The organism is Arthrobacter rhizosphaerae (assembly GCF_023062595.1).
Classification (GTDB): Bacteria; Actinomycetota; Actinomycetes; order Actinomycetales; family Micrococcaceae; genus Arthrobacter; species Arthrobacter rhizosphaerae.
Genome location: NZ_JALLAN010000007.1, coordinates 1 through 24,204 on the forward strand (window position 1 = coordinate 1; position 24,204 = coordinate 24,204).

Annotated in this window: 25 protein-coding genes; 7 read left to right on the top strand and 18 right to left on the bottom strand. The window is 62.7% G+C overall.

The genetic code is table 11. The features are described from left to right. The 4 genes from MU551_RS10975 to truB form a co-directional block, all read right to left on the bottom strand. Positions 1–895: DUF222 domain-containing protein (locus MU551_RS10975; RefSeq protein WP_247044059.1), on the bottom strand; the 895-nt coding region annotated here is incomplete at its 3' end. A 119-nt stretch (positions 896–1,014) separates the two neighbouring features. Then, positions 1,015–1,446 carry a hypothetical protein gene (locus MU551_RS10980; RefSeq protein WP_247044449.1) on the bottom strand — a complete coding sequence of 144 codons (432 nt, stop codon included), beginning with the start codon at positions 1,444–1,446 and terminating at the stop codon, positions 1,015–1,017. Positions 1,447–1,519: 73 nt separating this feature from the next. Then, positions 1,520–1,873: a hypothetical protein gene (locus MU551_RS10985; RefSeq protein ID WP_247044060.1), complete on the bottom strand. Its 354-nt coding sequence runs from the start codon at positions 1,871–1,873 to the stop codon at positions 1,520–1,522. A 2-nt stretch (positions 1,874–1,875) separates the two neighbouring features. After that, positions 1,876–2,811, bottom strand: a complete 936-nt coding sequence (gene truB, locus MU551_RS10990; RefSeq protein WP_247044063.1) for a tRNA pseudouridine(55) synthase TruB — start codon at positions 2,809–2,811, stop codon at positions 1,876–1,878. 91 nt (positions 2,812–2,902) lie between these two features. On the opposite strand from truB, the gene MU551_RS10995 reads away from it, so the two are divergent. After that, positions 2,903–4,057, top strand: a complete 1,155-nt coding sequence (locus tag MU551_RS10995; protein ID WP_247044065.1) for a pyridoxal phosphate-dependent aminotransferase — start codon at positions 2,903–2,905, stop codon at positions 4,055–4,057. Positions 4,058–4,082: 25 nt separating this feature from the next. On the opposite strand, the gene trxA is transcribed toward MU551_RS10995, so the two are convergent. The 7 genes from trxA to rimP all read right to left on the bottom strand — a co-directional run bounded on the left by trxA (position 4,083) and on the right by rimP (position 11,083). Then, complete coding sequence (gene trxA, locus MU551_RS11000) at positions 4,083–4,520, bottom strand: thioredoxin (protein WP_247044067.1); 438 nt, start codon at positions 4,518–4,520, stop codon at positions 4,083–4,085. Between the two features lie 69 nt (positions 4,521–4,589). After that, positions 4,590–5,075 (bottom strand): nucleoside deaminase, encoded by a 486-nt coding sequence (locus tag MU551_RS11005; RefSeq protein ID WP_247044068.1) that lies wholly within the window; start codon positions 5,073–5,075, stop codon positions 4,590–4,592. Positions 5,076–5,203: 128 nt separating this feature from the next. Beyond that, the gene (gene rbfA, locus MU551_RS11010) at positions 5,204–5,716 is read right to left on the bottom strand and encodes a 30S ribosome-binding factor RbfA (protein ID WP_247044072.1); all 513 of its coding nucleotides are present in this window, start codon (positions 5,714–5,716) and stop codon (positions 5,204–5,206) included. A 100-nt stretch (positions 5,717–5,816) separates the two neighbouring features. After that, entirely contained in the window at positions 5,817–8,762 is a 2,946-nt protein-coding gene (gene infB / locus MU551_RS11015) for a translation initiation factor IF-2 (protein WP_247044074.1), read from the bottom strand. 152 nt (positions 8,763–8,914) lie between these two features. Then, the gene (locus MU551_RS11020; RefSeq protein WP_247044075.1) at positions 8,915–9,316 is read right to left on the bottom strand and encodes a YlxR family protein; all 402 of its coding nucleotides are present in this window, start codon (positions 9,314–9,316) and stop codon (positions 8,915–8,917) included. Between the two features lie 169 nt (positions 9,317–9,485). Beyond that, complete coding sequence (gene nusA / locus MU551_RS11025; RefSeq protein WP_247044076.1) at positions 9,486–10,466, bottom strand: transcription termination factor NusA; 981 nt, start codon at positions 10,464–10,466, stop codon at positions 9,486–9,488. Beyond that, entirely contained in the window at positions 10,466–11,083 is a 618-nt protein-coding gene (gene rimP / locus MU551_RS11030; RefSeq protein ID WP_247044078.1) for a ribosome maturation factor RimP, read from the bottom strand. Before rimP ends, nusA begins: the two co-directional genes overlap by 1 nt. A 453-nt stretch (positions 11,084–11,536) precedes the next feature. On the opposite strand from rimP, the gene MU551_RS23495 reads away from it, so the two are divergent. From MU551_RS23495 to MU551_RS11045, 3 genes are all read left to right on the top strand, one after another. After that, complete coding sequence (locus MU551_RS23495; protein WP_247044080.1) at positions 11,537–12,412, top strand: ferritin-like domain-containing protein; 876 nt, start codon at positions 11,537–11,539, stop codon at positions 12,410–12,412. A gap of 74 nt (positions 12,413–12,486) precedes the next feature. Next, positions 12,487–13,215 (top strand): VIT1/CCC1 transporter family protein, encoded by a 729-nt coding sequence (locus tag MU551_RS11040; RefSeq protein WP_247044084.1) that lies wholly within the window; start codon positions 12,487–12,489, stop codon positions 13,213–13,215. A gap of 40 nt (positions 13,216–13,255) precedes the next feature. Beyond that, positions 13,256–14,323 carry an aminoglycoside phosphotransferase family protein gene (locus MU551_RS11045; protein WP_247044086.1) on the top strand — a complete coding sequence of 356 codons (1,068 nt, stop codon included), beginning with the start codon at positions 13,256–13,258 and terminating at the stop codon, positions 14,321–14,323. On the opposite strand, the gene MU551_RS11050 is transcribed toward MU551_RS11045, so the two are convergent. The 3 genes from MU551_RS11050 to MU551_RS11060 are packed head-to-tail and all read right to left on the bottom strand — an operon-like array spanning position 14,320 to position 18,388. Then, on the bottom strand, positions 14,320–15,708 hold the full coding sequence (locus MU551_RS11050) for a pyridoxal phosphate-dependent decarboxylase family protein (RefSeq protein ID WP_247044088.1): 1,389 nt from the start codon (positions 15,706–15,708) through the stop codon (positions 14,320–14,322). The genes MU551_RS11045 and MU551_RS11050 overlap by 4 nt on opposite strands. A gap of 57 nt (positions 15,709–15,765) precedes the next feature. Continuing rightward, the gene (locus tag MU551_RS11055) at positions 15,766–16,560 is read right to left on the bottom strand and encodes a sulfite exporter TauE/SafE family protein (protein ID WP_247044090.1); all 795 of its coding nucleotides are present in this window, start codon (positions 16,558–16,560) and stop codon (positions 15,766–15,768) included. A 13-nt stretch (positions 16,561–16,573) separates the two neighbouring features. After that, positions 16,574–18,388, bottom strand: coding sequence for a proline--tRNA ligase (locus MU551_RS11060; protein WP_247044093.1), 1,815 nt, complete (start codon positions 18,386–18,388; stop codon positions 16,574–16,576). 523 nt (positions 18,389–18,911) lie between these two features. Between MU551_RS11060 and MU551_RS11065 the strand changes: the two genes are divergently transcribed. The 3 genes from MU551_RS11065 to MU551_RS11075 are packed head-to-tail and all read left to right on the top strand — an operon-like array spanning position 18,912 to position 21,099. Next, complete coding sequence (locus MU551_RS11065; protein WP_247044095.1) at positions 18,912–19,673, top strand: ABC transporter ATP-binding protein; 762 nt, start codon at positions 18,912–18,914, stop codon at positions 19,671–19,673. An 11-nt stretch (positions 19,674–19,684) separates the two neighbouring features. Next, entirely contained in the window at positions 19,685–20,428 is a 744-nt protein-coding gene (locus MU551_RS11070) for an ABC transporter permease (protein WP_247044451.1), read from the top strand. After that, positions 20,425–21,099 (top strand): TetR/AcrR family transcriptional regulator, encoded by a 675-nt coding sequence (locus tag MU551_RS11075; protein WP_247044097.1) that lies wholly within the window; start codon positions 20,425–20,427, stop codon positions 21,097–21,099. The genes MU551_RS11070 and MU551_RS11075 overlap by 4 nt, the downstream gene beginning before the upstream one ends. Here the strand turns inward: MU551_RS11075 and MU551_RS11080 are convergent. From MU551_RS11080 to MU551_RS11095, 4 genes are read right to left on the bottom strand one after another with little or no spacing between them, the layout of a single operon-like run. After that, entirely contained in the window at positions 21,052–21,804 is a 753-nt protein-coding gene (locus MU551_RS11080; protein ID WP_247044099.1) for a hypothetical protein, read from the bottom strand. The two genes, MU551_RS11075 and MU551_RS11080, sit on opposite strands and share 48 nt — an antisense overlap. Before the next feature lie 41 nt (positions 21,805–21,845). After that, complete coding sequence (locus MU551_RS11085; protein ID WP_247044454.1) at positions 21,846–22,733, bottom strand: GNAT family N-acetyltransferase; 888 nt, start codon at positions 22,731–22,733, stop codon at positions 21,846–21,848. Further along, positions 22,696–23,862, bottom strand: a complete 1,167-nt coding sequence (gene ispG / locus MU551_RS11090) for a flavodoxin-dependent (E)-4-hydroxy-3-methylbut-2-enyl-diphosphate synthase (RefSeq protein ID WP_247044100.1) — start codon at positions 23,860–23,862, stop codon at positions 22,696–22,698. Before ispG ends, MU551_RS11085 begins: the two co-directional genes overlap by 38 nt. Positions 23,863–23,907: 45 nt before the next feature. After that, positions 23,908–24,201 (bottom strand): YciI family protein, encoded by a 294-nt coding sequence (locus MU551_RS11095; RefSeq protein ID WP_247044101.1) that lies wholly within the window; start codon positions 24,199–24,201, stop codon positions 23,908–23,910. Positions 24,202–24,204: the final 3 nt, after the last annotated feature.

A 24,204-nucleotide genomic window follows, 5' to 3' on the forward strand; every position in this document is an offset into this window, starting at 1 on the left:
CCTGGTCTTCTGCGGTGGCGGTGCGGGTCAGGGCGTGTTCCATCCGGTCCAGGGTGTCCGGGTCCGTGACGTGTTCGGCGCGTTCGAGGGCAAGGGTGATGATGGTCGCGGCGCGGGAGGGGATGGTTCCGGTGGCGAGGACGGTGGCGAGTTCTTCCCGGGCGGGCGGTACGGGTTGGCCGGTGATTCCGGTGGAGGGCAGGAGCGCGGCGGCCAGGGCCAGGCGGCGTCGGGCTTCGGCGGCGCTGATCCGGAGCCGGGCCCGGAGGAACTCGGCAGTGTTCCGGCAGCCATCCCCAACAGGCCCGGCAGACCCGGCAGGCACAGGAAAACCTGAAGACCTCTCAGGCACGGTCCCGGAAGGCCCGGGTCCGGCAGAAACGGCAAGCACACCAGATCCGGGAGACCCGGTAGCCACTGGTTCTGTGCCCCAGCCGGTGGTCCAGCCCTTCCCGGAAGCAGCTCCTGTGGCAGTTTCAGGGCGGGCGGCTTCGTGGCGGGTGCGGTCAACGGCCGCGGCGGCGAGGACCTGAAGATATTCCACCGTCCGGGAGAGCTCCTCGACCTGGCCGGCGAAGTCCGCCGCGTTGGCGAAACCCGACAGTGCGAGCTCGCCCGCCGCCGTCGTCCGCGCTGTCCCCAAGAGTTCAAGACTCGCCGCCACCGCACCCGACACGCCGTCCGACACTGTAAGTCTGGACGCTGTAAGTCTGGACGCTGTAAGTCTGGACGCCGTAGGTCTGGACACCGTTCGGTCCGCGGTCAGAGGCACCGAATCAATCCGTGGGATACGCCGTAAGCCTCGAGTGGGCACCGAGGGAGGTTCAACAGTGGCAGCACTCAGCTGCCGCCAGCGCACTGCGCCAACTGCTGCAAGTTCCCCCATGGCTTCCATGGAACAACTCTGCCAAAGGGGTACGACACTTTTAGGGCCAGACGGTTAGGGCCGAACGGTTTAGGACCGAACAGTCGCAGGTACCCCGATCGTTCCCCTGCCAAGGAAAGCCCGAAAGTCTAGGCCGAAGGTGTCGGAGCTGCAGCCGAGGGCCGCCGCCGATAAAGCCACGCCAGTCCCAGAATGGGCAAAAGCAAGGGAATGAAGGCGTAACCCCGCCCGAAAAGCGACCATACAGTTTCGTGCGGGAATTGGACAGCATCAAAAACACTGAGTGCACCGACCACCAGGACGCCAACAAGCTCCACGAGGACAGCAGCAACAGAGACCTTGAACCATGTCCGCCCTGGCTTGGCCAACGAGACGGTGGCAATGACGTACACGACGGCGGCGAAGGCTGACAGCAGATACGCCAGCGGTGCTTCGGAAAACTTTGTGAGAATCTGGTAGCCGGCACGAGCGGTGGCCGAGATGGCGAAGACCGCATAGACGGCAATGAGCAGCCGACCGGGACCGGTGTTTCGCGTGTTGCCGGCCTTTTTACCAGCCACATCACCACCCGCGCCTGTGCCCGCAACTGGAGATTCAGAGGATTGTGCTGCCACGTCTTGGGGTTCCTTCACGTCAGTACCAGATCTGATTCATGCGGGCGGCCATCACCAAAGCCGTGACCCCGACCGCTGCCAGGACAAAGTTGCTCCAGCGGGTGCGCTCAAGGATGGACCAGTAGATCGCCCCGACCGGGAGCATGAGCGCCGTGATGAGATAACCCCAGAACTCCCATGCCTCACCTGCAATCGGCTCCCCCAACGCCACCCTGATGATGGAGCCGACCAGGTAGACGAGGAGCGCAAGTTCAACGGCCGCAACAGACAGGATAGTGACGTCGTTTGGCCCTTTCCTGAGGATGCCGGCCGTAACGCAGATGATCGTCGAGAGGAGACCGACCACCAGGATGATGTAAAAGTAGGCATCCACCGCTACTTGTCCCTGCCATCGGCGTAGGGCAGCCCGTTTCCCGGCGCGAAGACAAGCACCGGCTTCGCAAAGCTTCCAGCATCAGCCAGCAAGGCAACCAGCGTTCCGTCGGGAGCGAAAGCAGCGGCGGGCTTGTCCACAGTGGCTGCATCCGGTGTCCCTGCTGCCGGTCCGGCGAGTACGCGTCGTCCGAACGAAATCTCAGTGGTTTCAGCCGCGCTCAACTGCCGGTTAGGCAGCAGGGCGCGTGCGGCCTCCGAGATTTCCAGGACTTCCAGTTCCTCAGCCAGTTGCTCAAGGGTTCTGGCTTGCTCCAGCGAGTAAGGGCCCACGTGCGTCCTGCGCAGGGCAGTCAGGTGCCCGCCAACGCCAAGGGCATTTCCAAGGTCACGCGCCAGTGCCCGGATGTAGGTACCGGAAGAGCATTCGACCGTGACGTCGACGTCCACTACCCTGCCGGCGTCGACCGGACTGATGCTGTGCACATCGAAGCGGTGGATGGTCACGGGACGGGCCTTCAGCGTCACCTCTTCACCGGAGCGGACTCGGGCGTACGCCCGCTCCCCATTGACCTTGATTGCACTGACGCTGCTGGGAATCTGCTCGATTTCCCCCGTAAGGGCGACGACGCCGGCCCGGATGGCTTCCTCGGAAACGTCCACCGCGGGGCGGATGGCAGTGACTTCGCCCTCGGCGTCGTCAGTCACCGTGGATTCGCCCAAGCGGATGGTGGCCGTATAGGTCTTGGACGTTCCGACGATGTAGGTCAGAAGCCGGGTGGCCTTGTTGATTCCGACTACCAGCACACCTGTAGCCATGGGGTCCAGGGTTCCTGCATGACCTACTTTCCGGGTACCGGCGAGCCGCCGCATCCGTCCAACCACATCGTGGCTGGTCCAGCCTTGCGGCTTGTCCACTATTACCAGTCCAGAAAGCACGCCTCCCAGTATATCTTTGCGGCCGCGGCCTCCTGACGCCGGGACTTCAGAACACCAGTAAAGCCGAAGTCGCCGCGTTAGGATGGCTCTCATGCCAGAGCTTGCCGCGCATGTCCGCGACGTTCCCGTCAATCAGATCCGTGAAATCACAGAGGCGGCGTGGCGAACTCCCGGCTCGCTGGTTCTCAGCATCGGCGAACCCGGCTTTGCTGTCCCCCGCCATGTCTTGGAGGCCGGGATGGCGTGCCTGGATCGCGACGAGACGAACTACACACCGAACGCTGGCCTTCCCGTGCTCCGCGAGGCCTTTGCCGACCGGTTCCGGCAGCAGACCGGGACGGACATCACGGCCGACCGCGTGTACGTCGTGGAAGGGGCACAGCAAGGCCTGCATCTGGCTATGAGCCTGCTGCTGGGTCCCGGTGACGAGATCCTTATCCCCAACCCCGGCTATCCCACTTTCGTGATGACCAGCAGCCTGCTGCACGCGGTGCCCATCCGATACCCTCTCTACCCCGACCAGCAATTCCAGCCGCGCATCAGCGATATTGAATCCCTGATCTCCCCCAGGACAAAGGTCCTGATGCTCAATTCCCCGTCCAACCCGCTGGGAGCAGTCATTCCCGGGGAGCTAATGAAACAGCTTGTGGAACTGGCAAGGGTGCATGACCTGTGGATCATTTCCGACGAGTGCTATGAAGCCTTCACGTTCGATGTTCCCCACGTGAGCCCGGCCGTTTTTGATGGCAAGGAGCCCGGAGAAGCGCGGGTATTCACCTCCCTGACGCTGTCAAAGACCTACGGGCTCACTGGTCTCCGGATCGGAGCGCTGGTGTGCCCTCCCGGACTGGAGAAACGTATGAACAACGTGATGGAGAGCATCGTCTCCTGCGTGGCTTCCCCGTCACAGTATGCTGCGGTTGCCGCCCTGACCGGGCCCCAGGATTATGTGGCTGAAGCACGCAGGCACTACCGCTCCAACCGTGATGCCGCCTCAACCGTTTTGGCCGCGAAAGGGATTCCCTTTCTGGATGCACAGGGCGCCTTCTACCTCTGGGCCGACATGTCCCATGTAAGTGGCGGAGACGTCAGGGCTTGGGTACATCGCTTCCTTGCCGAGGAAGGTGTGTCCTTTGCCCCGGGAACTGCCTTCGGTTCCATTGGAGAGGGCTGGATCCGGATCTCCCTGTGCGGTCAGCCCCAGGACCTGTTGGACGGCGTCGCCCGCCTACCTGCCCGCGCCTGACCGGCTACCTCCGCCAAGCTGACAGCTACATATCCGCGCCTGACAACGCCTCGTCCAGCCACGCCCGTAGTACGGGTGCGGGCGCAGCGCCGACTTGCCGTGCCACCACTTTCCCGTTGATGATCACCATGAGGGTGGGAATGGACTGGATGGTAAACCGCGCAGACAGGCCGGGGGCGCGATCAACATCCACTTTGACGAGTTTGATTCCGCCTGCCTTCTCCTGCGCGAGTTGATCGAGGACCGGGCTCACCATCCGGCACGGTCCGCACCACTCTGCCCAAAAATCAATGAGCGCCGGCACACTCGATTTTTCAGCTATCAACGCAAAGTCGTCGTCACCTGCCACCGCGACCCATGGCAGATCCTGTTTGCAGTTGGCACAGCGGGGTCTGCCGGAGGCAGCGCCCGGAACCCTGTTCGTCTTGCCGCAGTGCGGACACTTGATCAAGTGAGAAACCATCTAAGTCCCCTGTCCCCGCCTACCCGCCCGCGCCTGAGCAATCAACTCAGCCTTCAGTCGACTCAGTGTTCAGTAGTCAATACGGTCGCCGTGGTCGTGCCACGCCTCGAACGGACGGTTCGACGTCGGGATGGCAGCTTGGCGGACCGGCAGCAGTTCGGGACGGCTTCCGGCGAAGTATTCATAGAACACCGCGTCATCAAATCCGGCGGCCGCGGCACCGTGGCGGTCGGCGGCAAAGTAGACGCTGTCCATCCTGGCCCAGAGTGCCGATGCAAGGCACAGCGGGCAAGGCTCGCAGCTCGTGTATAGAACTGAGCCGCTGAGGTCAAAGTTTCCTGTGCCGGCCGCAGCGTTCCTGATGGCTACTACTTCGGCATGGGCCGTGGGATCGTTATCGCGAGTGACGCGGTTGACCCCTTCAAAGCGCCGTCCGTCCGGAGTGACCACCAGGGCACCGAATGGTCCGCCGCCGTCGGCAACGTTCCGGATCGCAAGGCGAACCGCCATTTCCAGGTATTCTGCGGAACCTGAACCATTCGCTGAGCCGCTCATGTTCTGATCATAGCCAGACAGCGCTGTATTTCCGGGGCTTCCGGGTCATGTACTTCCCACGGCCTTGCCACCTTCAGTAAGCATGAGTGTGGCCGGATCCATCAGGATCCGGCCACACATCCAAGCCACTACTTGCTGTTGTCTTCGTCGATCTCGTTGTCGCCGCTGAACTCGATGTCCTCGTCGTCGAAGTCGTCCTCATCGATGTCCACATCATCCTGCGGAGCATCTGTTTTGTAAGGATCGGCGTCGCCGGCGTGCTTGGCGTTCTGAGCCAGGGCAGCGACCTCTGCATCACGCTTCTTGGCTGCCCGGAGCAGTTCCTCAAGGTTCGACGCGACCACCGGAATCTGATCTGCCACGAACTCGAGGGTTGGCGTCAGCCGGACTGTGATGTTGCGGCCGACCTCCTGCCGGAGGACGCCCTTGGCTTTGTCGAGACCCTTTGCAGCGTCCGCCTGTACCACCTGGTCACCGAGGACCGTGTAGTAGATGGTGGCGTGCTGCAGATCGTTGGTGACGCGGGCGTCAGTAACAGTGATGCCCTCAAGCCGGGGATCCTTGACCTTCCGGCCCAACGCCTCGGCAACAACCACCTTAATCCGCTGCGCCAACTTGGCAGCGCGTGCCGGATCAGCCATGACTTCCTCCTGGAAATAGAAAAATTAGAAAGGGAGGGGCCGCCGGAATAATCCAACGGCCCCGACCCGGGTTACTGCGCTGATTTCTCAGCAAAGAACCTTAGACGCGCGGCTTCTCGCGCATCTCGAAGGTCTCGATGATGTCGCCCTCGTTGATGTCGTTGAACGAACCAAGGCCGATACCACACTCGAAGTCCGTACGGACCTCGGTGGCGTCATCCTTGAAGCGCTTGAGCGTCTCAACGGTGAGGTTGTCGCCGATGACCTTGCCGTCGCGGCTGATGCGGGCCTTCGTGTTGCGTCGGATAACACCCGAGCGAACGATGGAACCTGCAATGTTGCCGAACTTGGAGGAACGGAACACTTCGCGGACCTCGGCGGTGCCAAGCTGGACCTCTTCGTACTCCGGCTTGAGCATGCCTTTGAGGGCCATCTCAATGTCATCAATTGCTGCGTAGATGACGGAGTAGAAGCGCATGTCCACGCCTTCGCGGTCTGCCAGTTCGGCAACACGCTCGGCAGGCTTGACGTTGAAGCCGATGATGACGGCGCTGTCGACCGTCGCCAGGTTGACGTCGTTCTGCGTGATCGCACCAACACCGCGGTGGATAACGCGGAGCTGGACACCCTCGCCGACGTCGATCTTGAGCAGCGCGTCTTCGAGGGCTTCCACGGCACCGGACACGTCACCCTTGAGGATGAGGTTGAGGGTGTCGATCTTGCCTTCTGCGACGGCCTGGTCGAAGTCTTCCAGGCTGATGCGCTTGCGGCGCTTGGCCAGGGCGGCGTTGCGGTCGGCAGCTTCACGCTTCTCGGCGATCTGGCGGGCGGTGCGCTCGTCAGCAGTCACAAAGAAGGTGTCACCGGCGCGCGGCACGTTGGACAGACCCAGCACCTGGACCGGGCGGGACGGGCCAGCCTCAGTCAGTGCAGAACCGTCGTCGTCGAACATTGCACGGACACGGCCGTGGGCCGTACCGGCAACAATCGTGTCGCCGACGCGCAGGCTACCGGACTGAACCAGGACAGTTGCCACTGAACCGCGGCCCTTGTCGAGGTTGGCTTCGATCGCGATACCGCGGGCGTCCTTGTTCGGGTTGGCGCGCATGTCCAAAGCAGCATCTGCGGTCAGCAGCACGGCCTCGAGCAGCTCGTCGATGTTCAGGTTCTGACGGGCAGAGACCTCAACGAACATGGTGTCGCCACCGTATTCTTCCGGAACCAGTCCGTACTCGGTCAGCTGGCCGCGGACCTTCTCCGGGTTGGCGCCTTCCTTGTCGATCTTGTTCACAGCCACGACGATCGGCACATTGGCCGCCTGTGCGTGGTTGAGGGCTTCAACGGTCTGGGGCATAACGCCGTCGTCCGCTGCGACCACCAGGATGGCGATGTCGGTGACCTTCGCACCACGGGCACGCATGGCGGTGAACGCCTCGTGGCCCGGAGTATCGATGAAGGTGATCTTGCGGTCTTCACCCTCATGGGTGTGCGTGACCTGGTAAGCACCAATGTGCTGCGTGATGCCGCCGTGCTCGCCCGCCATAACGTCGGACTTGCGGATGGCATCGAGCAGGCGGGTTTTACCGTGGTCGACGTGGCCCATGACGGTGACAACAGGAGGACGTGCCTCAAGGTCTTCGTCGCCTTCGGCTTCAAGCTCTGCGTCGAAGTCGATGTCGAAGGTGCTAAGCAGCTCCCGCTCCTCGTCCTCCGGCGAAACAACCTGCAGTTTGTAGCCGAGTTCTTCACCCAGGAGGGCGAAGGTTTCCTCGTCAAGCGACTGTGTTGCAGTTGCCATCTCGCCGAGGTGGAAGAGCACGGTGACCAGCGCTGCGGGGTTCGCCTCGATCTTGTCAGCAAAGTCCGTGATGGAGGACCCACGGCGCAGCCTCACGACTGTGTTGCCGTCGCCGCGGGGTACGCTCACGCCACCCAGCGACGGAGCACTCATCTGCTCCAGTTCCTGACGCTTGGCACGCTTCGACTTGCGCTGCTTGCCGCGGCCTGCTCCGCCCTTACCGAAGGCACCCTGGGTGCCACCGCGACCGCGGCCACCCTTGCCGAAGCCTCCGCCAGCGGGAGCTCCGCCACCGGCGCCCGGAGCGCCACCGGTACCCGGTGCACCGCCTGGACGGCCCGGACCACGGGCGCCGCCACCGGGACGTCCGCCGGCACCAGCAGGTGCGGGACGCTCGGTACGGTTGGGCATCATGCCCGGCGTGGGACGGTTTCCACCGGCACCTGCAGGACGCGGACCACCAGCGCCCGGAGCGCCACCCGTGCGGGGAGCACCGGGACGTGCACCGGCTCCGCCGGCGCCACCTGTACGGGGAGCACCCGGACGGGGACCGCCTGCACCTGCGGCGGGCCGCTGGCCTGCGTGGCCGGGACGGTCACCTTCAGTGCGGCTGCCACCGGGACGAGGCATGCCTTGTGAGGTTGCGAACGGGTTGTTGCCCGGACGCGGGGGACGTTCGTTGTCGCCGCCGCGACCCCGGGGCATCCCCTGAGACGTGGCAAACGGGTTGTTGCCGGGACGGGGACCGCCCGGACGAGGGGCTGAACCACCCTGGCGTGAGGGAGCCGCCGGCGCCGCCGGAGCTTCAGCCTTGGGAGCCGGACGCGCACCGGGCTTGGCGCCCGTGGACGGTGCAGCGGGTGCAGCCGGAGCCGCAGAGGCTGCTGGAGCCGCCGGAGCTGACGACGTCGGAGCCGGAGCTACAGGAGCGGCCGCAGCAGGAGCGGGTGCTTCTGCCTTGGCAGCTGGTGCCGGAGCAGCAGGTGCCGGTGCCTTGGGCGCGGCAGGACCAGGCGCAGGCGCCTGACGTGCAGGTGCCGGACTGGCAGCAGCCTTGGATGGGGCGGCGGCTTCGCTTGAGGAAGCGGCGGCGCCGGGGAAAGCGTTGCGGAGTTTCCTCACAACGGGTGCCTCAATGGTGGAAGAGGCGGAGCGAACGAATTCGCCCAGTTCCTGCAGTTTGGTTACTGCATCTTTGGAAGTAATACCGAGCTCTTTTGCAAGCTCATGTACGCGGACCTTGGCCACATTTCTCCTGTCTCGGTCCGCACCGAGCCAGGCACGAACCGTCTACTTCTTACTGCGGGCCTCCGCCGCACATACAGCTGGAAGGCCCATTGCAGAGCGCAACAAAGTTGTCATCGTTGCGCACTCATCGCTGGGAACTCATCGGGTTTCCATCAGTTTTCTGACCCGCTTTCAGGTTGGACGGTTGTTGCTGCGGCCACCGGGGTGTCCACGGCTTTTGTGCCTGCCGTTATCCGGCGTTCGACATCGGCAGTTCCGGTCGCCCCGTTAAGAGCACGTCCGAAAGCCCGCCGCTTGATCGCCAGAGCCAGACACTTTTCGCTGGGATGCAGCCATGCACCCCGGCCAGCCATCCGGCGTCGTTCATCCACGATGACGGCGGAAGATCCGCTGCCTTCGGCGACGAGCCGGAGTAACTCTGACCGCAACCCCTTCTTTCGGCATCCGATACAGGTTCGCTGGGGCTGATCCTTCAAGCGTTGCGTTTCTGCCACTCTCGAGTATCTTCCTGCCAGTACATAACTTGCTGCCTGAAATAATCCGTTGCCACCCATCGGGCGGCCTCGTCTTATTGCAGGCACACGAACACCGGCCGTTAGGCGCGGTCTTGTCTATTCTAGCCCCACTGGGGCCATTGTCTTGAAACCCCGGCCGGGAAATAGGGAACAGGGCCGGCGGCAAGTACTGCCGCCAGCCCCTTCCTGGATCATTATTTCCAGTTGTTTATTTGTTCCGGTCGACGGCGGCGTCGGAGACGATGTCGATCCGCCAGCCGGTCAGCTTGGCCGCGAGGCGTGCGTTCTGGCCTTCCTTGCCGATCGCAAGGGACAACTGGTAGTCCGGAACCACCACCCGGGCCGAGCGCGTGGCTTCATCGGTGATGGTGACAGAGTTCACACGCGACGGCGACAGCGCACTTGCGATGAAGGTTGCGGGGTCGTCGCTGTAGTCCACGATGTCGATTTTCTCGTCATTGAGCTCAGTCATTACTGCTCGAACCCGCGAGCCCATTTCACCGATGCAGGCACCCTTGGCATTGATCCCGGGAATATTTGCCTTCACAGCAATCTTGGTGCGGTGTCCGGCTTCACGTGCCAAGGCAACGATCTCTACTGAGCGGTCGGCGATCTCGGGGACCTCCAGCTCGAACAGTTTCCGAACGAGCCCGGGGTGGGAGCGGGACAGGGTGATGGACGGGCCTTTGGTTCCACGGTGCACGTCGATGACAAAGGCACGGAGCCTGTTGCCGTGGAGGTACTTTTCCCCGGGCACCTGCTCGGGCGGCGGAAGCAAGGCTTCCACCGTGCCGAGGTTGACCTGGATCATGTGCGGGTTGTTTCCCTGCTGGATGAGGCCGGCAACAAGTTCGCCTTCGCGTCCCTTGAACTCACCCAACACGTTGTCGTCTTCAACGTCACGCAGGCGCTGCAGGATGATCTGCCGTGCAGTGCTGGCTGCGATCCGGCCAAAGCCAGCCGGGGTGTCCTCGAACTCGCCGATGGGAGCACCGTCGTCGTCGATCTCAGTCGCCCAGATGGTGACGTGTCCGCTCTTGCGGTCCAGTTCGGCGCGGGCCTTCTCGAAGGCCCCGGGCGACTTGTGGTATGCCACCAGCAGTGCTTGCTCAATGGTGGGAATCAGGAGATCCAGCGGGATTTCACGCTCACGCTCCAGGAGTCTCAGTGCGCTCATGTCAATATCCATTAGGCCTCCTCAGAAGGTCCGTTGTACTCATTTTCCAGACCAGCCTCTTCGAGGTGGCTGAACTCTATCTCGACTTTTCCTTGACGGATCCTGTCGAAAGGAATCTTGACGGGTTCACCCTGCTTGGGCTTCATCCCTTTCTTGACGGTGAGTTCGGGTATCAGCGTCACACCGTCGTCGTCCACGGAAACAATCCGTCCCGTGACGTCATCGCCCTGAATGACCTTTACTTTGACCAGCCGTCCGCGTGCACGGTACCAATGGCGTGCTTCGGTCAGAGGACGTCCCACGCCCGGAGACGAAACCTCAAGGTCATAAGGACGATTGTCGTCCTGGGGGTCCTCGTCCAGTACGTTGGACAGTTCCTTGGAAATCTCGGCAATGACGTCAAGGCTGACCCCGCCGGTTTCTTCCTGAGGCAAATCCACCACTACGTGAACCACCCTGTTGGAGCCCGCGATGTTGATATCAACATCCTCCAGATACAGCCTGTGCGCCTGAACTGTGGGTTCCAGGAGCGCGCGGAGCCGCTGAGCTTCGCGTTGATGCGCAGCGGCGGGCCCGGCCGTTCCTGTCTCGGTACGGTCTGATGAAGTCGTGGCTTCTGCATTGCTCACGATGCCGGCCGCCTTCCGCTAGATGATGTTGTGACTACTAGCGTAACGATTTTCCGGCGGCCTTGGTGCACGCGCTTCCCCACCGGCATGACAACATGGTCTGTTGTGAAAGACGACACCCGGGAAAAGCGACGGCCACTTACGTATTTCCGTTACCTTCTCCTTGCCTGTGTTGCCGGACTGGTTATAAGCCTCGGCATTGCAATGACGCCACGGCCGGCTCCAGAACCGCCTGAACCGGCCTTTTCCGAGCGGGCACGAGCCGCCGCGCTGGAAACTTCACTCAGCCTGCGAAGCTCAGCCCAGCTCCTCGCTGATGCGGCTCCTCAGGCTCAGCAGGCCGCGCTAACCCGGGTTGTGACTTTGCTGACAACGCAGGCTAAGGCACTTCTCCCTCCGGGAACTGCTTCTCCGGAGCCTTCCGCCTCGGCATCGGGAACGCCCTCTGGGACTGTGCCTTCCGGCACATCCACCGGGCCATCGCCGTCGGCCACCGTTGCAGCCGCTTCTGCGGATGAACTGGTGGCCCGTCTGTCCGCCAGCGGCGTTCAAAGGACCAGTGATGCAGTAGCGGCCGACGGCGGGATGGCCCGGCTGCTGGCAGCTGTGGGTACCGCGCAACTGCTGGAGGCCTCCGCGTTGGCGGGCGCAGTGGGCGTCCCGGCCCCCGTGGCTGAGATTTCAGGCCTGACACCGGAAGACGTGGAGCAGCTGAAGCTCGGAGTGCAGGACTGTCTGGCCCCCTCATCAACTGCAGCCTCTTCAGCGGCATCCCCGGCAGGCCCCCCAGCAGCCGATCTGTCCGAAGAGCAGGGCAGTTCCCTCCTCGCGGCGGCCCTGTCCATGACAGTCAAAACCGAAGCGGAGACTGTCTACGGGTATCAGGTGGCGCTGACACGTTTGGAGAAATCGAGTACCCAAGCAGCATCGTTGCTCCTGGCACGGCACGAACAACTGCAGCAGGAGGCCGAGGAGCTGAGCCGCCTGCACTGCGTAAACACCCCCAATCAGGAACCTGGCTATACCCTGAAGCCGGAATTTCTACAGGCTCCCTCCGCCGGGCTGGGGAGCCTGGAAGCCGGAACCTTGCCCATCTATGCCGATCTTGTGGCTCTGAGCGAAGGACCCGCGCGTCGCTGGGCGATCGCCGGTCTTTGGGAGGCTGCACGGAGGTCAGTCCAGTGGGGCGCAGATCCAGGCGCTGTGCCGGGCGTGCTCTTCAACGCCGATCAGCTGCCGCCCTTGCCCGACGAGGCGGCCGCAGATGAAGCGACACGTAAAGTCGATGACGCGGCTGCGGATGACGAAGCAACCGCAGGGCACCCCTGACCATCTGATCCCGCGGTTGCTGGTAGAGCCCGCGTCCACTGGAAAGCTTCCCCTCCCGGTGGTTTGCTGTCCGTATGGATGATCCACAGCCCGGCAGCCTTCACGAGAACGAGCCCCATGGCGACGACCTCTCGCAGCGCCTGAACTGGCTGCGCGCAGGAGTCCTGGGCGCTAACGACGGAATCGTTTCCGTAGCCGCCATTGTGGTGGGCGTGGCCGGTGCAACTGCCGCGTCAGGACCCATTCTGGCAGCAGGTGCGGCGGGGTTGGTCGGTGGCGCCATTTCCATGGCCCTGGGCGAGTACGTTTCCGTCAGCAGCCAGAGTGACAGCCAGAAGTCACTCATTGAGAAGGAGCGCCGGGAACTCGAGGAACAGCCCGTGGAGGAGCTTGCCGAACTGACGGCCATCTACCAGCAGAAGGGCCTCAGCATTGAAACCGCCCGGACGGTCGCGGAGGAACTCACCAGGCATGACGCGCTGTCTGCCCACCTCTCGGCAGAACTTCACATTGATGAAGACGACATCGTAAATCCCTGGCATGCTGCGTTCGCCTCGGCATCCGCGTTCGTCATTGGAGCCATCCTTCCGCTGCTGGCAATTCTGTTGCCGCCCCAGGAGATCCGTGTCCCCGTCACTTTTGTTGCAGTGCTGGCAGCGCTGGCGGCAACGGGAGCGCTAGGGGCATGGATCGGGGGCGGCTCGAAGGGCCGTGCCGCCATTCGGGTGGTTATCGGGGGTGCGCTGGCTTTGGCGGCGACCTTCAGCATCGGTAACCTGCTGGGAGCCAGCGGCGTGGTCTGAATCCCGGCTGCAGCGCGTGTCCTGGACTACGCTGGTGCTGATGATCCGGTCAGCAGAAGTACCCGTACCCGTAGACCTCACCCGGAGGTACAGCACTACCAGCTCCGGGCGGGCTTGGCTTGCGTCACTTCCCGGGCTGATCCAGGGCCGGCTGGACCACTGGAGCCTGGAACTTGACCTTCCCGACGGCGCAGAGCCGTGGAACGGACATGGAGCCATCGTTGTCCCGGTGATGAATTCCGGCGTTCCTGCAGTCCTCAAGGTGGCCTATCCTCACGATGAAGCCCGGGTCGAGCGGCACGCCCTGGCCTTGTGGAACGGACGCGGTGCAGTCCGTCTGCTGGATTCCGACGCCGGAACGTGCGCAATGCTGCTGGAGCGGCTCGATCCGGTCCGGTCTTTGGAGGAGGCGCCCATGGACACGGCGGTTGAGGTCTGGGGTGGCCTGGTCCGCCAGCTCAGCCTGGTTCCCGACGCCAACGCCGAATGGGCGGAATTCGAACATGTGGCAGCACGGGCCGAGCGTTGGAGCGATGACCTTGCAGCGGAGTGGGAACAACTGGGCCGGCCCTTCCCTCGATGGCTGCTGGAAGCGGCCTTGGAGGTTTGCCAGACACGGGGAGCCGTGGGCCGACGCTCGGGGCGGGATGTTCTGGTCAACACCGACTTCCATTTCCTGAACATCCTGGCCCGTCCCGATGCTCCGGTATTAGCTGGGCCAGGCGACTATGCGGCAATAGACCCCCAGCCCATGATCGGGGAAGCCGAGTTCGCGGTGGCGCCACTGCTGTGGAACCGGCTGGGCGACCTTTCCACCCGCGACCCGGGCCGGGGCCTCGTGGAGAGGTGCAGGGATTTCAGTCAGTCAGCGGGACTGGACGCGGACACTGCTGCCCAGTGGGCCGTGGCCCGGGAAGTGGATAATGCCTTGCATTACGCTGCGCGGCCGCGCCACGAAGGAGACCTGGCCCGCTCGCTGTGGGTCGCCAGCACACTTGCGGGCCGTACGCTTTCCGGGCTCCCCGCCCCGCACGAGCTGCCCGAGCCCGGCGCAGCCCATAAAGGGTCCCCGGGGTGGGCCGCTGGAATGCCGGGGCAGGGCAGCTAAGAGCGTACCGCCGCTATTGCGCTTTCGATTGCCGCAACAGCAACGTTGACGTCCTCTTCGCTGGTGCTCCAGTTACTGACCGAGATCCGGAGGATGTCCTTGCCCTGCCAGCGGGATCCGGACATCCACACGTGGCCGTCAGCAATAATCCGGGCAGTGACAGCACGCGTTGTGGCATCGTCCCCGAACGCCAGCGACACCTGCGTGTAGTCAACGTCATTCAGCACTTCTACGCCGCCCACGGCAGACAGCCTTCCCGCAAGCTGGGCTGCTCGATTGGCCAACCGCCGGATTTGCTCTGCCACGCCCTCCTTCCCCAAGGACTTCAGGGCCGCCCATACGGGGACTCCCCTGGCCCGTCGGGAGAGCTCTGGCACTTTGTCGAAAGGATCGGCGGAACCCTCCACGTCCTGGATCAGGTAGCTGGTGCTGACTCCCATCGCCCTACGGAGTGCCATCGCGTCTTTCACCACGGCAATCCCGCAGTCGTAGGCGACGTTCAGGCTCTTGTGCGCATCCGTTGCCCACGAATCGGCCAGGTCCACGCCCTCGGTCAGCGCAGACAGTTCCGGCACGGCAGCCGCCCATAGTCCGAAGGCGCCGTCCACGTGGACCCAGGCGTCGTGCTTCCTGGCAACACTGATCGCTTCACTGAACGGATCAAAAGCTCCGGAATGCAGATTTCCAGCCTGCAGGCACACGAGCAAAGGGCCGGTTCCCTCCCCAAGGACCCGGTCAAGTTCCGCAGGAATAATCCGCCCCTGCCGGTCAGAGGGAACGATTACGGGCGTCCCCAAACCCACGTACCGCAAGGCCAGATCTACGCTGGCATGCCGCTCTTGGCCCACTACACAGCGGATCCGTGGCCCGCCGGCGAGACCGTCGGCGTCCACGTCCCAGCCGACGTTCGTCAACAGCCGCCAGCGCGCGGCCGCCAGTGAGGTGAAGTTGGCCATGGTAGCTCCGGTGACGAATCCGACGTCGGACTCCGGCGGAAGGCCCAGGAGCTCAACAATCCAGTCCCCGGCCGCTTCCTCGATAGCCGCCGCCGCAGGGGTGGCATAGCGCATCCCTGTGTTCTGGTCCCACGCACTGACCATCCAGTCGGCGGCCAGGGCAGCGGGAAGCGTTCCGCCCATGACCCAGCCGAAGAAGCGTCCGGACGGCATAGCCATCAGTCCGGGTTCGGCATGAGTGGCGAGATACTCCACAACGTCAGCGGCAGCCATGCCTTCGTGCTGGAGCGGTCCGCCGAAGACTTCCAGCAACTCCGCCGCGGTTTTCTTTGGCCCCACATGGCGCCCCGGAAGGCTGTCCAGCCATTCCGTGGCATGCCTTGAGGCCGCCTCCAACGCTTCCCTGTATGGTTCTGAACCTGCTGACATAGGAGCATGCTACGCCTGCACTTTTGCATGCGGGAGGGTGTCTGCGGAAGGGGCTGCCTAGGCGAAGGTGTCGTGCCAGACGTCGTAGCCGAGCTTGATGATGAGTGCACCTACCACGCTGAGGAAAACGATCCGGATGAAGCGGCTCCCCTGCTTCACGGCTGTTCTGGCCCCCAGGTATCCGCCCGCCATGTTTGCCACGCCCAGCAGCAGACCAATGCCCCACAGAAGTGAGCCGTGCGGCAGGAAGAAGATGAGCGCCCCGGCGTTGGTAGCCATGTTGACGATCTTCGCCTTCGCGCTGGCTTCGAGAAAGGCATAGCCCATGGCGGATACCAGGGCAATGACCAGGAAAGAACCGGTCCCCGGGCCAATCAGCCCGTCATAGAAGCCGATGACAGCGCCGATCAGGCAGGCCACAACATAGTGGGTGCGGCCGTCATGCCGCAGCACAGTGAGGTTGCCGACGTCGGGCTTGAAGGCCGTAAAAAGCGCGACGGCGATCAGTGCCGCCACGATGATCGGCTTGAAGACGCTGGCCGGGAGCGTGGCGGCCAGCACTGCTCCCCCGAAGCTGCCGGCCAAAGCGATGACGGCCATGGGGATGGCTGTCCATAGATCCGGCCGGACACGGCGGTAGAACGTCACCGAGCTGGTGGTCGTCCCGAAGATGGAGCCCATCTTGTTGGTTGCCAAGGCCTGAACAGGGGTGATCCCAGGCACCAGCAAAAGCGCGGGCAACTGGAGGAGTCCGCCGCCTCCGACCACGGCGTCCACCCAGCCCGCAGCAAATCCCGCCACGACCAGCAGGATGATTGTTGCAAGCTGGATCGACTCGAAGCCTGAGACCACGCCGTCCAAGGTGCTAGCGGCTGTTGCGGGCGGCGTTGACCACGTAGTCCACGGCCTTGTCCACAGTCACGTTCTCGGCCTCTCCGCTTCGGCGGTCCTTGATCTCGACGACGCCGTCCACCAGGCCGCGGCCGACCGCCAGAATGGTGGGGACGCCCACGAGCTCGGCATCGCCGAACTTAACGCCGGGAGAAACCTTCGGGCGGTCGTCGTAAATGACTTCCAATCCAGCGGCCTCAAGTTCGAGCGCGAGCTTTTCAGCAGTGTCAAAAATTTCCTCACCCCGGCCCACAGCAACGACGTGGACATCGGCCGGGGCAACTGCCCTCGGCCAAACGAGTCCCTTGTCATCGTGGTTGGACTCCGCCAGGGCAGCCACTGCACGGGTCACGCCCACGCCGTAGGAGCCCATGGTGACCACCACTTGTTTGCCATTCTGGTCGAGAACCTTGAGCTCAAGGGCTTCGGCATACTTCCGCCCGAGCTGGAAGATGTGCCCCATCTCGATACCACGGGCCGTCTCCAGCGGGCCGGAGCCGTCGGGAGCTTCGTCACCTGCACGTACCTCAGTGCATTCGATGACGCCGTCCCAGCCAAAGTCGCGGCGGGCAACGAGTCCGTAGACGTGCTTGCCTGCTTCATTTGCACCGGTGACCCAGGTGGTACCGCTGACCACACGGGGGTCCACAAGGTAGAGCAGCTTGGCAGCACCCTCCAGCCCCAGGAAAGGTTCGTCCAAGGACAGGCCAGGGCCAAGGTAACCCTTCACGATCAACGGGTTCTTCTTCAGGTCATCCTCGTTGGCCGCTTCAAGGCCAATCTCACCGGCAACAGGCAGGAATCGACCGATGTTCGCTTCGACGCGCTTCAGGTCCACTCCCCGGTCGCCCGGCAGCCCGATGACGACGATCTGGCGCTCCCCTGTTGGCAGGGTGACTGCCAGAACAACATTCTTGAGGGTATCCGCGGCGGTCCAAGCGCCGCCGTCGGCCTCGTTGCGAGGCACCAGCTGGTTGGATGCCTCCACCAGGGTATCGATGGTGGGAGTGCCCGGGGTGTCCAGGACCTCCGCGGGCGGAGCAGCGCTGAAGTCTATGTCATCGGGAACTACTGTGGTGACGGCCTCCACGTTCGCGGCGTAGCCGCCTGCTGAACGCACGAACGTGTCCTCACCGATCTCGGTGGGGTGGAGGAACTCTTCGCTCTTGGAACCGCCCATCGCACCGGCGGTGGCGGCGACGGGAATGACCTCCAGGCCCAGCCGCTCGAAGATCCGGAGATAGGCACCCCGGTGTGCGGCGTAGCTGGCGTCCAGGCCGGCGTCGTCGACATCGAAGGAGTAAGAGTCCTTCATGATGAATTCGCGGCCGCGTAGCAGGCCCGCGCGGGGACGGGCTTCGTCCCGATACTTGTTCTGGATCTGGTAGATGCTGAGCGGCAGATCCTTGTAGGACGAATAAAGGTCCTTGACCAGCAGAGTGAACATTTCCTCGTGAGTCGGGGCAAGCAGATAGTCGGCACCCTTGCGGTCCTTGAGCCGGAAAATCCCGTCGCCGTACTCTGTCCAGCGGTTGGTGACCTCGTAGGGCTCCTTGGGCAGGAGCGCCGGGAAGTGCACTTCCTGGGCGCCGATGGCGGCCATTTCCTCGCGAATAACCTGCTCAACCCTGCGCAGTACGCTCAGGCCCAGCGGCAGCCAGGTGTAGATGCCCGGCGCCGCGCGGCGGATGTATCCGGCCCTGACCAGTAGCCGGTGGCTGGCCACCTCGGCATCGACGGGATCTTCACGCAATGTGCGCAGGAAAAGTTTGGAGAGGCGAAGGACCACTGGTCGGTATCCGTTTCTGGGGAACTGGCAAAAATGTCTGGATACCAATCTACCGGTTGGAGGCCCCTATGCTATGCGCGGGCTGTGGTCCTCACCTGCCCGGACACAGAAGAGCCACGCCCTAACTGAAGGAAGCCCCTGGCCAGCTCGGCTGGTCATCCTGTTGTGGCGTGGCTCTGCGGCCTGAAAGACCAAGTAATTCTGTGCGTGTTCCTGCTTGGTACTGCATCCGTTCTCCAGCCTGGCAGCCAGTCCGAATGCTGGCTGTTGCCTTAGGACGTGTCCCCTAACTTCCTATCCACTGACGTGGCAAGGTCAACGCAAAGTGCCATTTTGGGAATTCCTTCCTGAGAGACCGACGCGCCCCATCAGCGCGGCTACGTAGAAACTTATGTGATCCCGGCCACCATTTCAAGAGTTCTTAACGCAAATGACTGTTGACGACGGCGGCTGCCGGGTCTACGTTTTATTCATCAGGTGATGAATTATTTCCCCTGGCAGAAGTACTTCGGGGAGGAAAAAGATGTCCCACACAGCAGCAGCCCAGCCCCCTTCAGCTGACACTGAACGGGGCGTGGAAGTCGAAAAGCTCAACGTCACCCGTCACGGAAGGGACATCCTCCGGAGCATCAACTTTTCAATTCCGGCGGGTCAAATCACAGGCCTTCTGGGGCCCTCGGGAAGCGGTAAGACGACGCTCATGCGGGCCATTGTGGGCGTACAACGAATCACCTCAGGTTCAGTACGCGTTCTGGGCCGGCCGGCGGGCCATCCAAGCCTCAGGCACGACGTCGGATACGTCACGCAGGCGCCCAGCATCTACATGGATCTGAGCGTAGAAGCGAACGTGCGGTATTTCGGAGCCATGCACAGCAGGAAGCGCGAGGATGCCCGGAAGGCGATTGACGCCGTCGACCTCGGTGCCTTGGCGCACCAGAAGGCGGCTGACCTTTCCGGCGGAGAGCTCAGCAGGGCATCCTTGGCATGCGCTTTGGTTTCGGAGCCCAAACTCCTGGTGCTGGATGAACCTACGGTGGGTCTGGATCCCGTTTTGCGCGCAGATCTCTGGCAACGGTTCCGCAGTATGGCTGATGCAGGCACTACCCTCCTGATCTCCAGCCACGTCATGGAGGAAGCCAGCCACTGCTCATCCCTGCTCCTGCTGCGCGACGGCGGGCTTCTGGCCTGGCTCACTCCGGATGAACTAAGCCGCCAAGGCAGAAGCGCGGACCTGGAACAGGCCTTCCTCCACGTGATCCAGCAGTCGGAAGCGACGGTGGCGTGATGAATCCACAGATGATGCTGGCGACGACAGGGCGGGTCCTTGACCAGTTACGGCACGACCGCCGCAGCATCGCACTCATCCTGGTAGTCCCTGCACTGCTCCTGACCGCTGTGTACTTCCTCTATGAAAACGAAACCCTCCCGCCGGGCGTACCAAGGACGTTCGACAGGGTAGGGCTCATGATGCTTGCCATCTTCCCGTTCGTGGTGATGTTCCTGGTTACCTCCATCACCATGCTCAGGGAGCGGACGACTGGCACGCTGGAACGCCTCCTCACCACACCGATCCACAAGGCGGACCTTCTGTTTGGCTACGGCCTGGCCTTCTCGATCATGGCTGCGCTCCAGTCCCTGGTCGCCACTGCGGTGGCGTACTGGATTTTTAATCTCGATATCCAGGGCAGTCCTCTCTGGGTGGTGATGATCGCGGTCATCAACGCTGTCCTCGGGGTTGCGCTTGGATTGTTCTGCTCAGCCTTTGCTCGGACGGAGTTTCAGGCGGTCCAGTTCATGCCGGTTGTGGTGGTGCCGCAGATCCTGTTGTGCGGGCTCTTTGTGGCCCGGGACAGGATGAACGAGGTCCTGGAGGCCATCTCCAACGTCCTGCCGCTGACCTTCTCCGTCGACGCGTTGCGGGAAGTCGCGGAGAACGTCGAGGCAACCGATCTGATGTGGCAGGACGTCAGCGTGATGGGCACGATTGTGCTCGGAGTGCTGGTCCTCGCCTCGCTGACACTTCGCCGGCAAACACCATGAGTGAGGGCCTTCCCTTGGTCCGGAGGGGCCGGCGAAAGGGCAGCATCGCATCCAAAGACCAGATTCTGGCAGCTGCACGAAAGCTTTTTGCCGAGCATGGTTTTGATGGCACCAGCCTGCGGCAGATCGCCCGCGAGGCTGAGGTTGATCCCGCCATGGTTCACCATTTCTTCAATGGCAAAGATGAACTATTTGCGCTGAGCGTGGAGCTGCCGGCGGACCCGGCCCAGGTTCTGGCCGGAGTGGACGGCCTCGATCCTGAGCATCGGGCGGAGGCCATCGTGGGGGCCGTGCTCCGGCTGTGGGAGAGCCCTGCCCAGCACAGCCTGGTGGCATTCCTTCGTGGAACCATCGGATCCAAAGCTAAGACAGCCATGATGAGGGAGCTGGTCACGAGGACGATTCTGTCCAGGATCATGGCAGGAGTCCCTGGCACCACCGAAGAAGTGCGGTTGCGCGGCAATCTGGTGGCCTCACAAATGGTGGGCCTGATGCTGACGCGCTACGTGATCCGGCTGGAACCCCTGGCATCAGCCACGGAAGAAGAGGTCATCAGGCTCATTGCGCCCAACGTCCAGCACTACCTGACGGGTGAACTGGACGCCGGGCGGTCAAACAAAGCGTTACTTCAGGAGGGCAGCAGCCTGGTCCATCATGGCTCCCGCCCTTGAGACCGCCTCTTCCCGCGTGGTTCCGCCCGAAGACATGACGGTAATAAGAACGCCGCCGGTAACGGCCTGGGCCATGATCATGTCCTGCTTCTGGCCGGTGGACATGCTCGTATGGGTTTCCTTGGCTATCGTTCCGGGAACTGAGCCAACTCCATCGATCACGGCAACTGTGGCTTCAGCCGTCATAGCACCGACTGTGAATGACATGTTGGAGCAATTGGACACTTCCCCGGCTTTGGCAACCCTTCCCTCAAGGATGGCGGGGTCAAGGCTCGACATCATCGACACCATTGTGGTGGCCCCGGACGTTGCGTCCACGCTGGATCCCGTTGCGGCAGTGACATCATCGAAGGAGGTGGCTGCACCTGCCAAAGCCATTTCCTTGCATTCGGCAGGTTCCACCGCTATCGAGGACATCAGTGCCTTGGTTTGCTCAACGCTTTCCGACAGATCAGCCATGGACATTACCGAGAGCTTGACACCCTTTGAGTCTTTCAACTGGCCAACCAAAGCCGTGAGCTCGTCACTGGTGTAGGACTTGGCCTCAGGGGTGGGGGTCGGAGTGGGAGTCACGGACTCAACGGGCGCTGCGGATGCGCCCTCGTTGCTTTTTGCGGGTTTTTCCGCGGCGGGAGCGCCGCAGCCAGCGAGACCAACAACCAGCACCGCAGACGCACCAAGCGCACGGAAACCAAACGTATTCATTTATCCCCCATTAAGACCAAAATGCTGGCCGCGATGGACAGCTAGAAGAGCACTGTAGCGAACGTACCCACCTGATGGAAACCCACCCGTTCGTAGGTGGCCCTGGCCCTGCTGTTGTAATCATTTACATAGAGGCTCGTGACCGGTGCGAGCTGCTGTGCGTGGGTTACGACGGCGGCCATATAGGCGGCGCTCAGCCCCCTGCCGCGGTACGAGGGATTCATCCAAACGCCCTGCACCTGGGTCACTTCCGGAGTCACCGCTCCCAGCTCCGCTTTGAACACCACTTCACCGTCGGAATTAAGGTGGACCAGAGAGTGCCCCTGCCGGATCAGTCCTTCAACCCTCCGGCTGTAGAACTCCCGTCCCCCCAGGAACGGGGAGTACCCCACTTCTTCTTCGAACATCGCAGCACAGGCCGGCAGGATTCGGTCAAAGTCGTCGAACCGGCTGAAGCCCAGATGGGCATCCGGTTGCACCGTGGGCGGGCCCGTCAGGGTCAGCAAGGGCTGCACGGCCCTGACATCATGGGCCAGCTGACCAAGGTCCTCGAGCCGTTCGTACATGGCGAGCACTGTTTCGGCAGGACCAAAGATGGAGGCGTAGCGGCGGCCCGATCCATAGGCTGCGGCAGCGACGCTGCCCGCCAGATCGGGGTCCAGCTGGATGGGCACCAGGTTGGCGCCTGCCCAGCACGCTCCCATCAGCTCATCGCCGTCGAACACTCCCAAAACGTTGGCTCCGCCGGAGGTGGGAGCCGCCGTTCCTGTGCTCTCCAGGTGGGCAAGGATAAACACGTTTGCCACGACGTCCTGCCGGGCGAGTTCCTGAAGCTGGTTGGTGTCGGCGGCGCCCAGTACCCGCACGGAAGTACCGGCGGGGTATCCGTCCTTACGAGACGCTAACCACGGGGCTACCCTTGACAGCATCTTCGCCATCGGCCTCCCCCATCTCTTCAGCGATACGCATGGCCTCTTCGATCAGTGTCTCAACAATTTCGCTCTCAGGAACAGTCTTGATGACTTCCCCCTTGACGAAAATCTGGCCCTTGCCGTTGCCCGAGGCTACACCGAGGTCCGCTTCGCGTGCTTCACCCGGCCCATTGACCACACAGCCCATGACAGCAACCCGGAGAGGAATCTCCATGCCCTCGAGTCCTGCCGTAACCTGTTCAGCCAGTGTATAGACATCAACCTGGGCGCGGCCGCAGGACGGGCAGGAAACGATCTCGAGTTTGCGTGGCCTGAGGTTCAGGGACTGCAGGATCTGGTTACCCACCTTGATTTCTTCCACCGGCGGAGCGGAGAGGGAAACGCGGATGGTGTCGCCGATCCCCTTGGACAGGAGCGCCCCGAAGGCTGTGGCCGACTTGATAGTGCCCTGGAAGGCCGGTCCGGCCTCGGTCACGCCAAGGTGAAGAGGCCAGTCGCCCTTCTCGGCGAGCATCTCGTAGGCGGCCACCATGATCACGGGGTCATTGTGCTTCACGGAGATCTTGAAGTCATGGAAGCCATGCTCCTCGAACAGTGATGCTTCCCAGACTGCCGATTCCACGAGGGCTTCGGGAGTTGCTTTGCCGTACTTTTTGAGGATTCCCGGCTCCAATGACCCGGCGTTGACGCCGATTCGGATGGATGTCCCATGATCCTTGGCCGCCCTGGCGATTTCCTTGATCTGGTCATCGAACTTCCGGATATTTCCCGGGTTTACCCGAACCGCAGCACAACCGGCTTCGATGGCCGCGAAGACATACTTGGGCTGGAAGTGGATGTCCGCAATGACGGGGATCTGGGATTTCCTGGCGATGATGGGTAGGGCTTCCGCGTCGTCGGCGGATGGGCAGGCAACGCGTACGATGTCGCAACCCGACGCAGTCAGCTCCGCAATCTGCTGAAGCGTGGCGTTGATGTCCGTCGTGGGCGTGGTGGTCATGGACTGCACGCTGATGGGCGAATCGGAGCCAACGCCGACCGAGCCTACTTTGATCTGGCGGGTCTTCCTGCGCGGGGCAAGAACAGGCGGTGGTGCTGACGGCATTCCCAGGCTGACCGAGGTCACGTGGACTCCTTGTTTGAAGATGTGTGGGTTGTGGTCCGGACCGGACTAGGCTGCGTGCTCTGCGAGCAGGCCGATAATCGGGTTCCATTCGGTGATGCGGATGGCCGAAATTACCTGGGCAGAAGCGAAGGGGTCCTGTTGGAGGAGATCGCTCAAGGCGGCGTCGTCTGAGGCTTTGAAAATCAACAGGGCTCCCGCGCCGTCAGAGTAGGGTCCGCTGGTGAGTAGCACGCCTTCCCCGGCAAGTGCGGTCAGCCATTCACGGTGGGCGGGCCGGTGGGCGTCACGGACCTGCCCGGACTCGGCGTCGTATACGTACTCAACAGCAAAAACAGTCATAGG

What these genes read in the sequence shown, in the direction of transcription:
- MU551_RS10995 (WP_247044065.1), top strand. Translation starts at nt 2,903, where the DNA reads ATGCCAGAGCTTGCCGCGCATGTCCGCGACGTTCCCGTCAATCAGATC.
- trxA (WP_247044067.1), bottom strand. Translation starts at nt 4,520, where the DNA reads ATGGTTTCTCACTTGATCAAGTGTCCGCACTGCGGCAAGACGAACAGG.
- MU551_RS11005 (WP_247044068.1), bottom strand. Translation starts at nt 5,075, where the DNA reads ATGAGCGGCTCAGCGAATGGTTCAGGTTCCGCAGAATACCTGGAAATG.
- rbfA (WP_247044072.1), bottom strand. Translation starts at nt 5,716, where the DNA reads ATGGCTGATCCGGCACGCGCTGCCAAGTTGGCGCAGCGGATTAAGGTG.
- MU551_RS11020 (WP_247044075.1), bottom strand. Translation starts at nt 9,316, where the DNA reads ATGGGTGGCAACGGATTATTTCAGGCAGCAAGTTATGTACTGGCAGGA.
- nusA (WP_247044076.1), bottom strand. Translation starts at nt 10,466, where the DNA reads ATGGATATTGACATGAGCGCACTGAGACTCCTGGAGCGTGAGCGTGAA.
- MU551_RS11040 (WP_247044084.1), top strand. Translation starts at nt 12,487, where the DNA reads ATGGATGATCCACAGCCCGGCAGCCTTCACGAGAACGAGCCCCATGGC.
- MU551_RS11045 (WP_247044086.1), top strand. Translation starts at nt 13,256, where the DNA reads ATGATCCGGTCAGCAGAAGTACCCGTACCCGTAGACCTCACCCGGAGG.
- MU551_RS11050 (WP_247044088.1), bottom strand. Translation starts at nt 15,708, where the DNA reads ATGTCAGCAGGTTCAGAACCATACAGGGAAGCGTTGGAGGCGGCCTCA.
- MU551_RS11065 (WP_247044095.1), top strand. Translation starts at nt 18,912, where the DNA reads ATGTCCCACACAGCAGCAGCCCAGCCCCCTTCAGCTGACACTGAACGG.
- MU551_RS11070 (WP_247044451.1), top strand. Translation starts at nt 19,685, where the DNA reads ATGATGCTGGCGACGACAGGGCGGGTCCTTGACCAGTTACGGCACGAC.
- MU551_RS11075 (WP_247044097.1), top strand. Translation starts at nt 20,425, where the DNA reads ATGAGTGAGGGCCTTCCCTTGGTCCGGAGGGGCCGGCGAAAGGGCAGC.
- MU551_RS11080 (WP_247044099.1), bottom strand. Translation starts at nt 21,804, where the DNA reads ATGAATACGTTTGGTTTCCGTGCGCTTGGTGCGTCTGCGGTGCTGGTT.
- MU551_RS11085 (WP_247044454.1), bottom strand. Translation starts at nt 22,733, where the DNA reads ATGCTGTCAAGGGTAGCCCCGTGGTTAGCGTCTCGTAAGGACGGATAC.
- MU551_RS11095 (WP_247044101.1), bottom strand. Translation starts at nt 24,201, where the DNA reads ATGACTGTTTTTGCTGTTGAGTACGTATACGACGCCGAGTCCGGGCAG.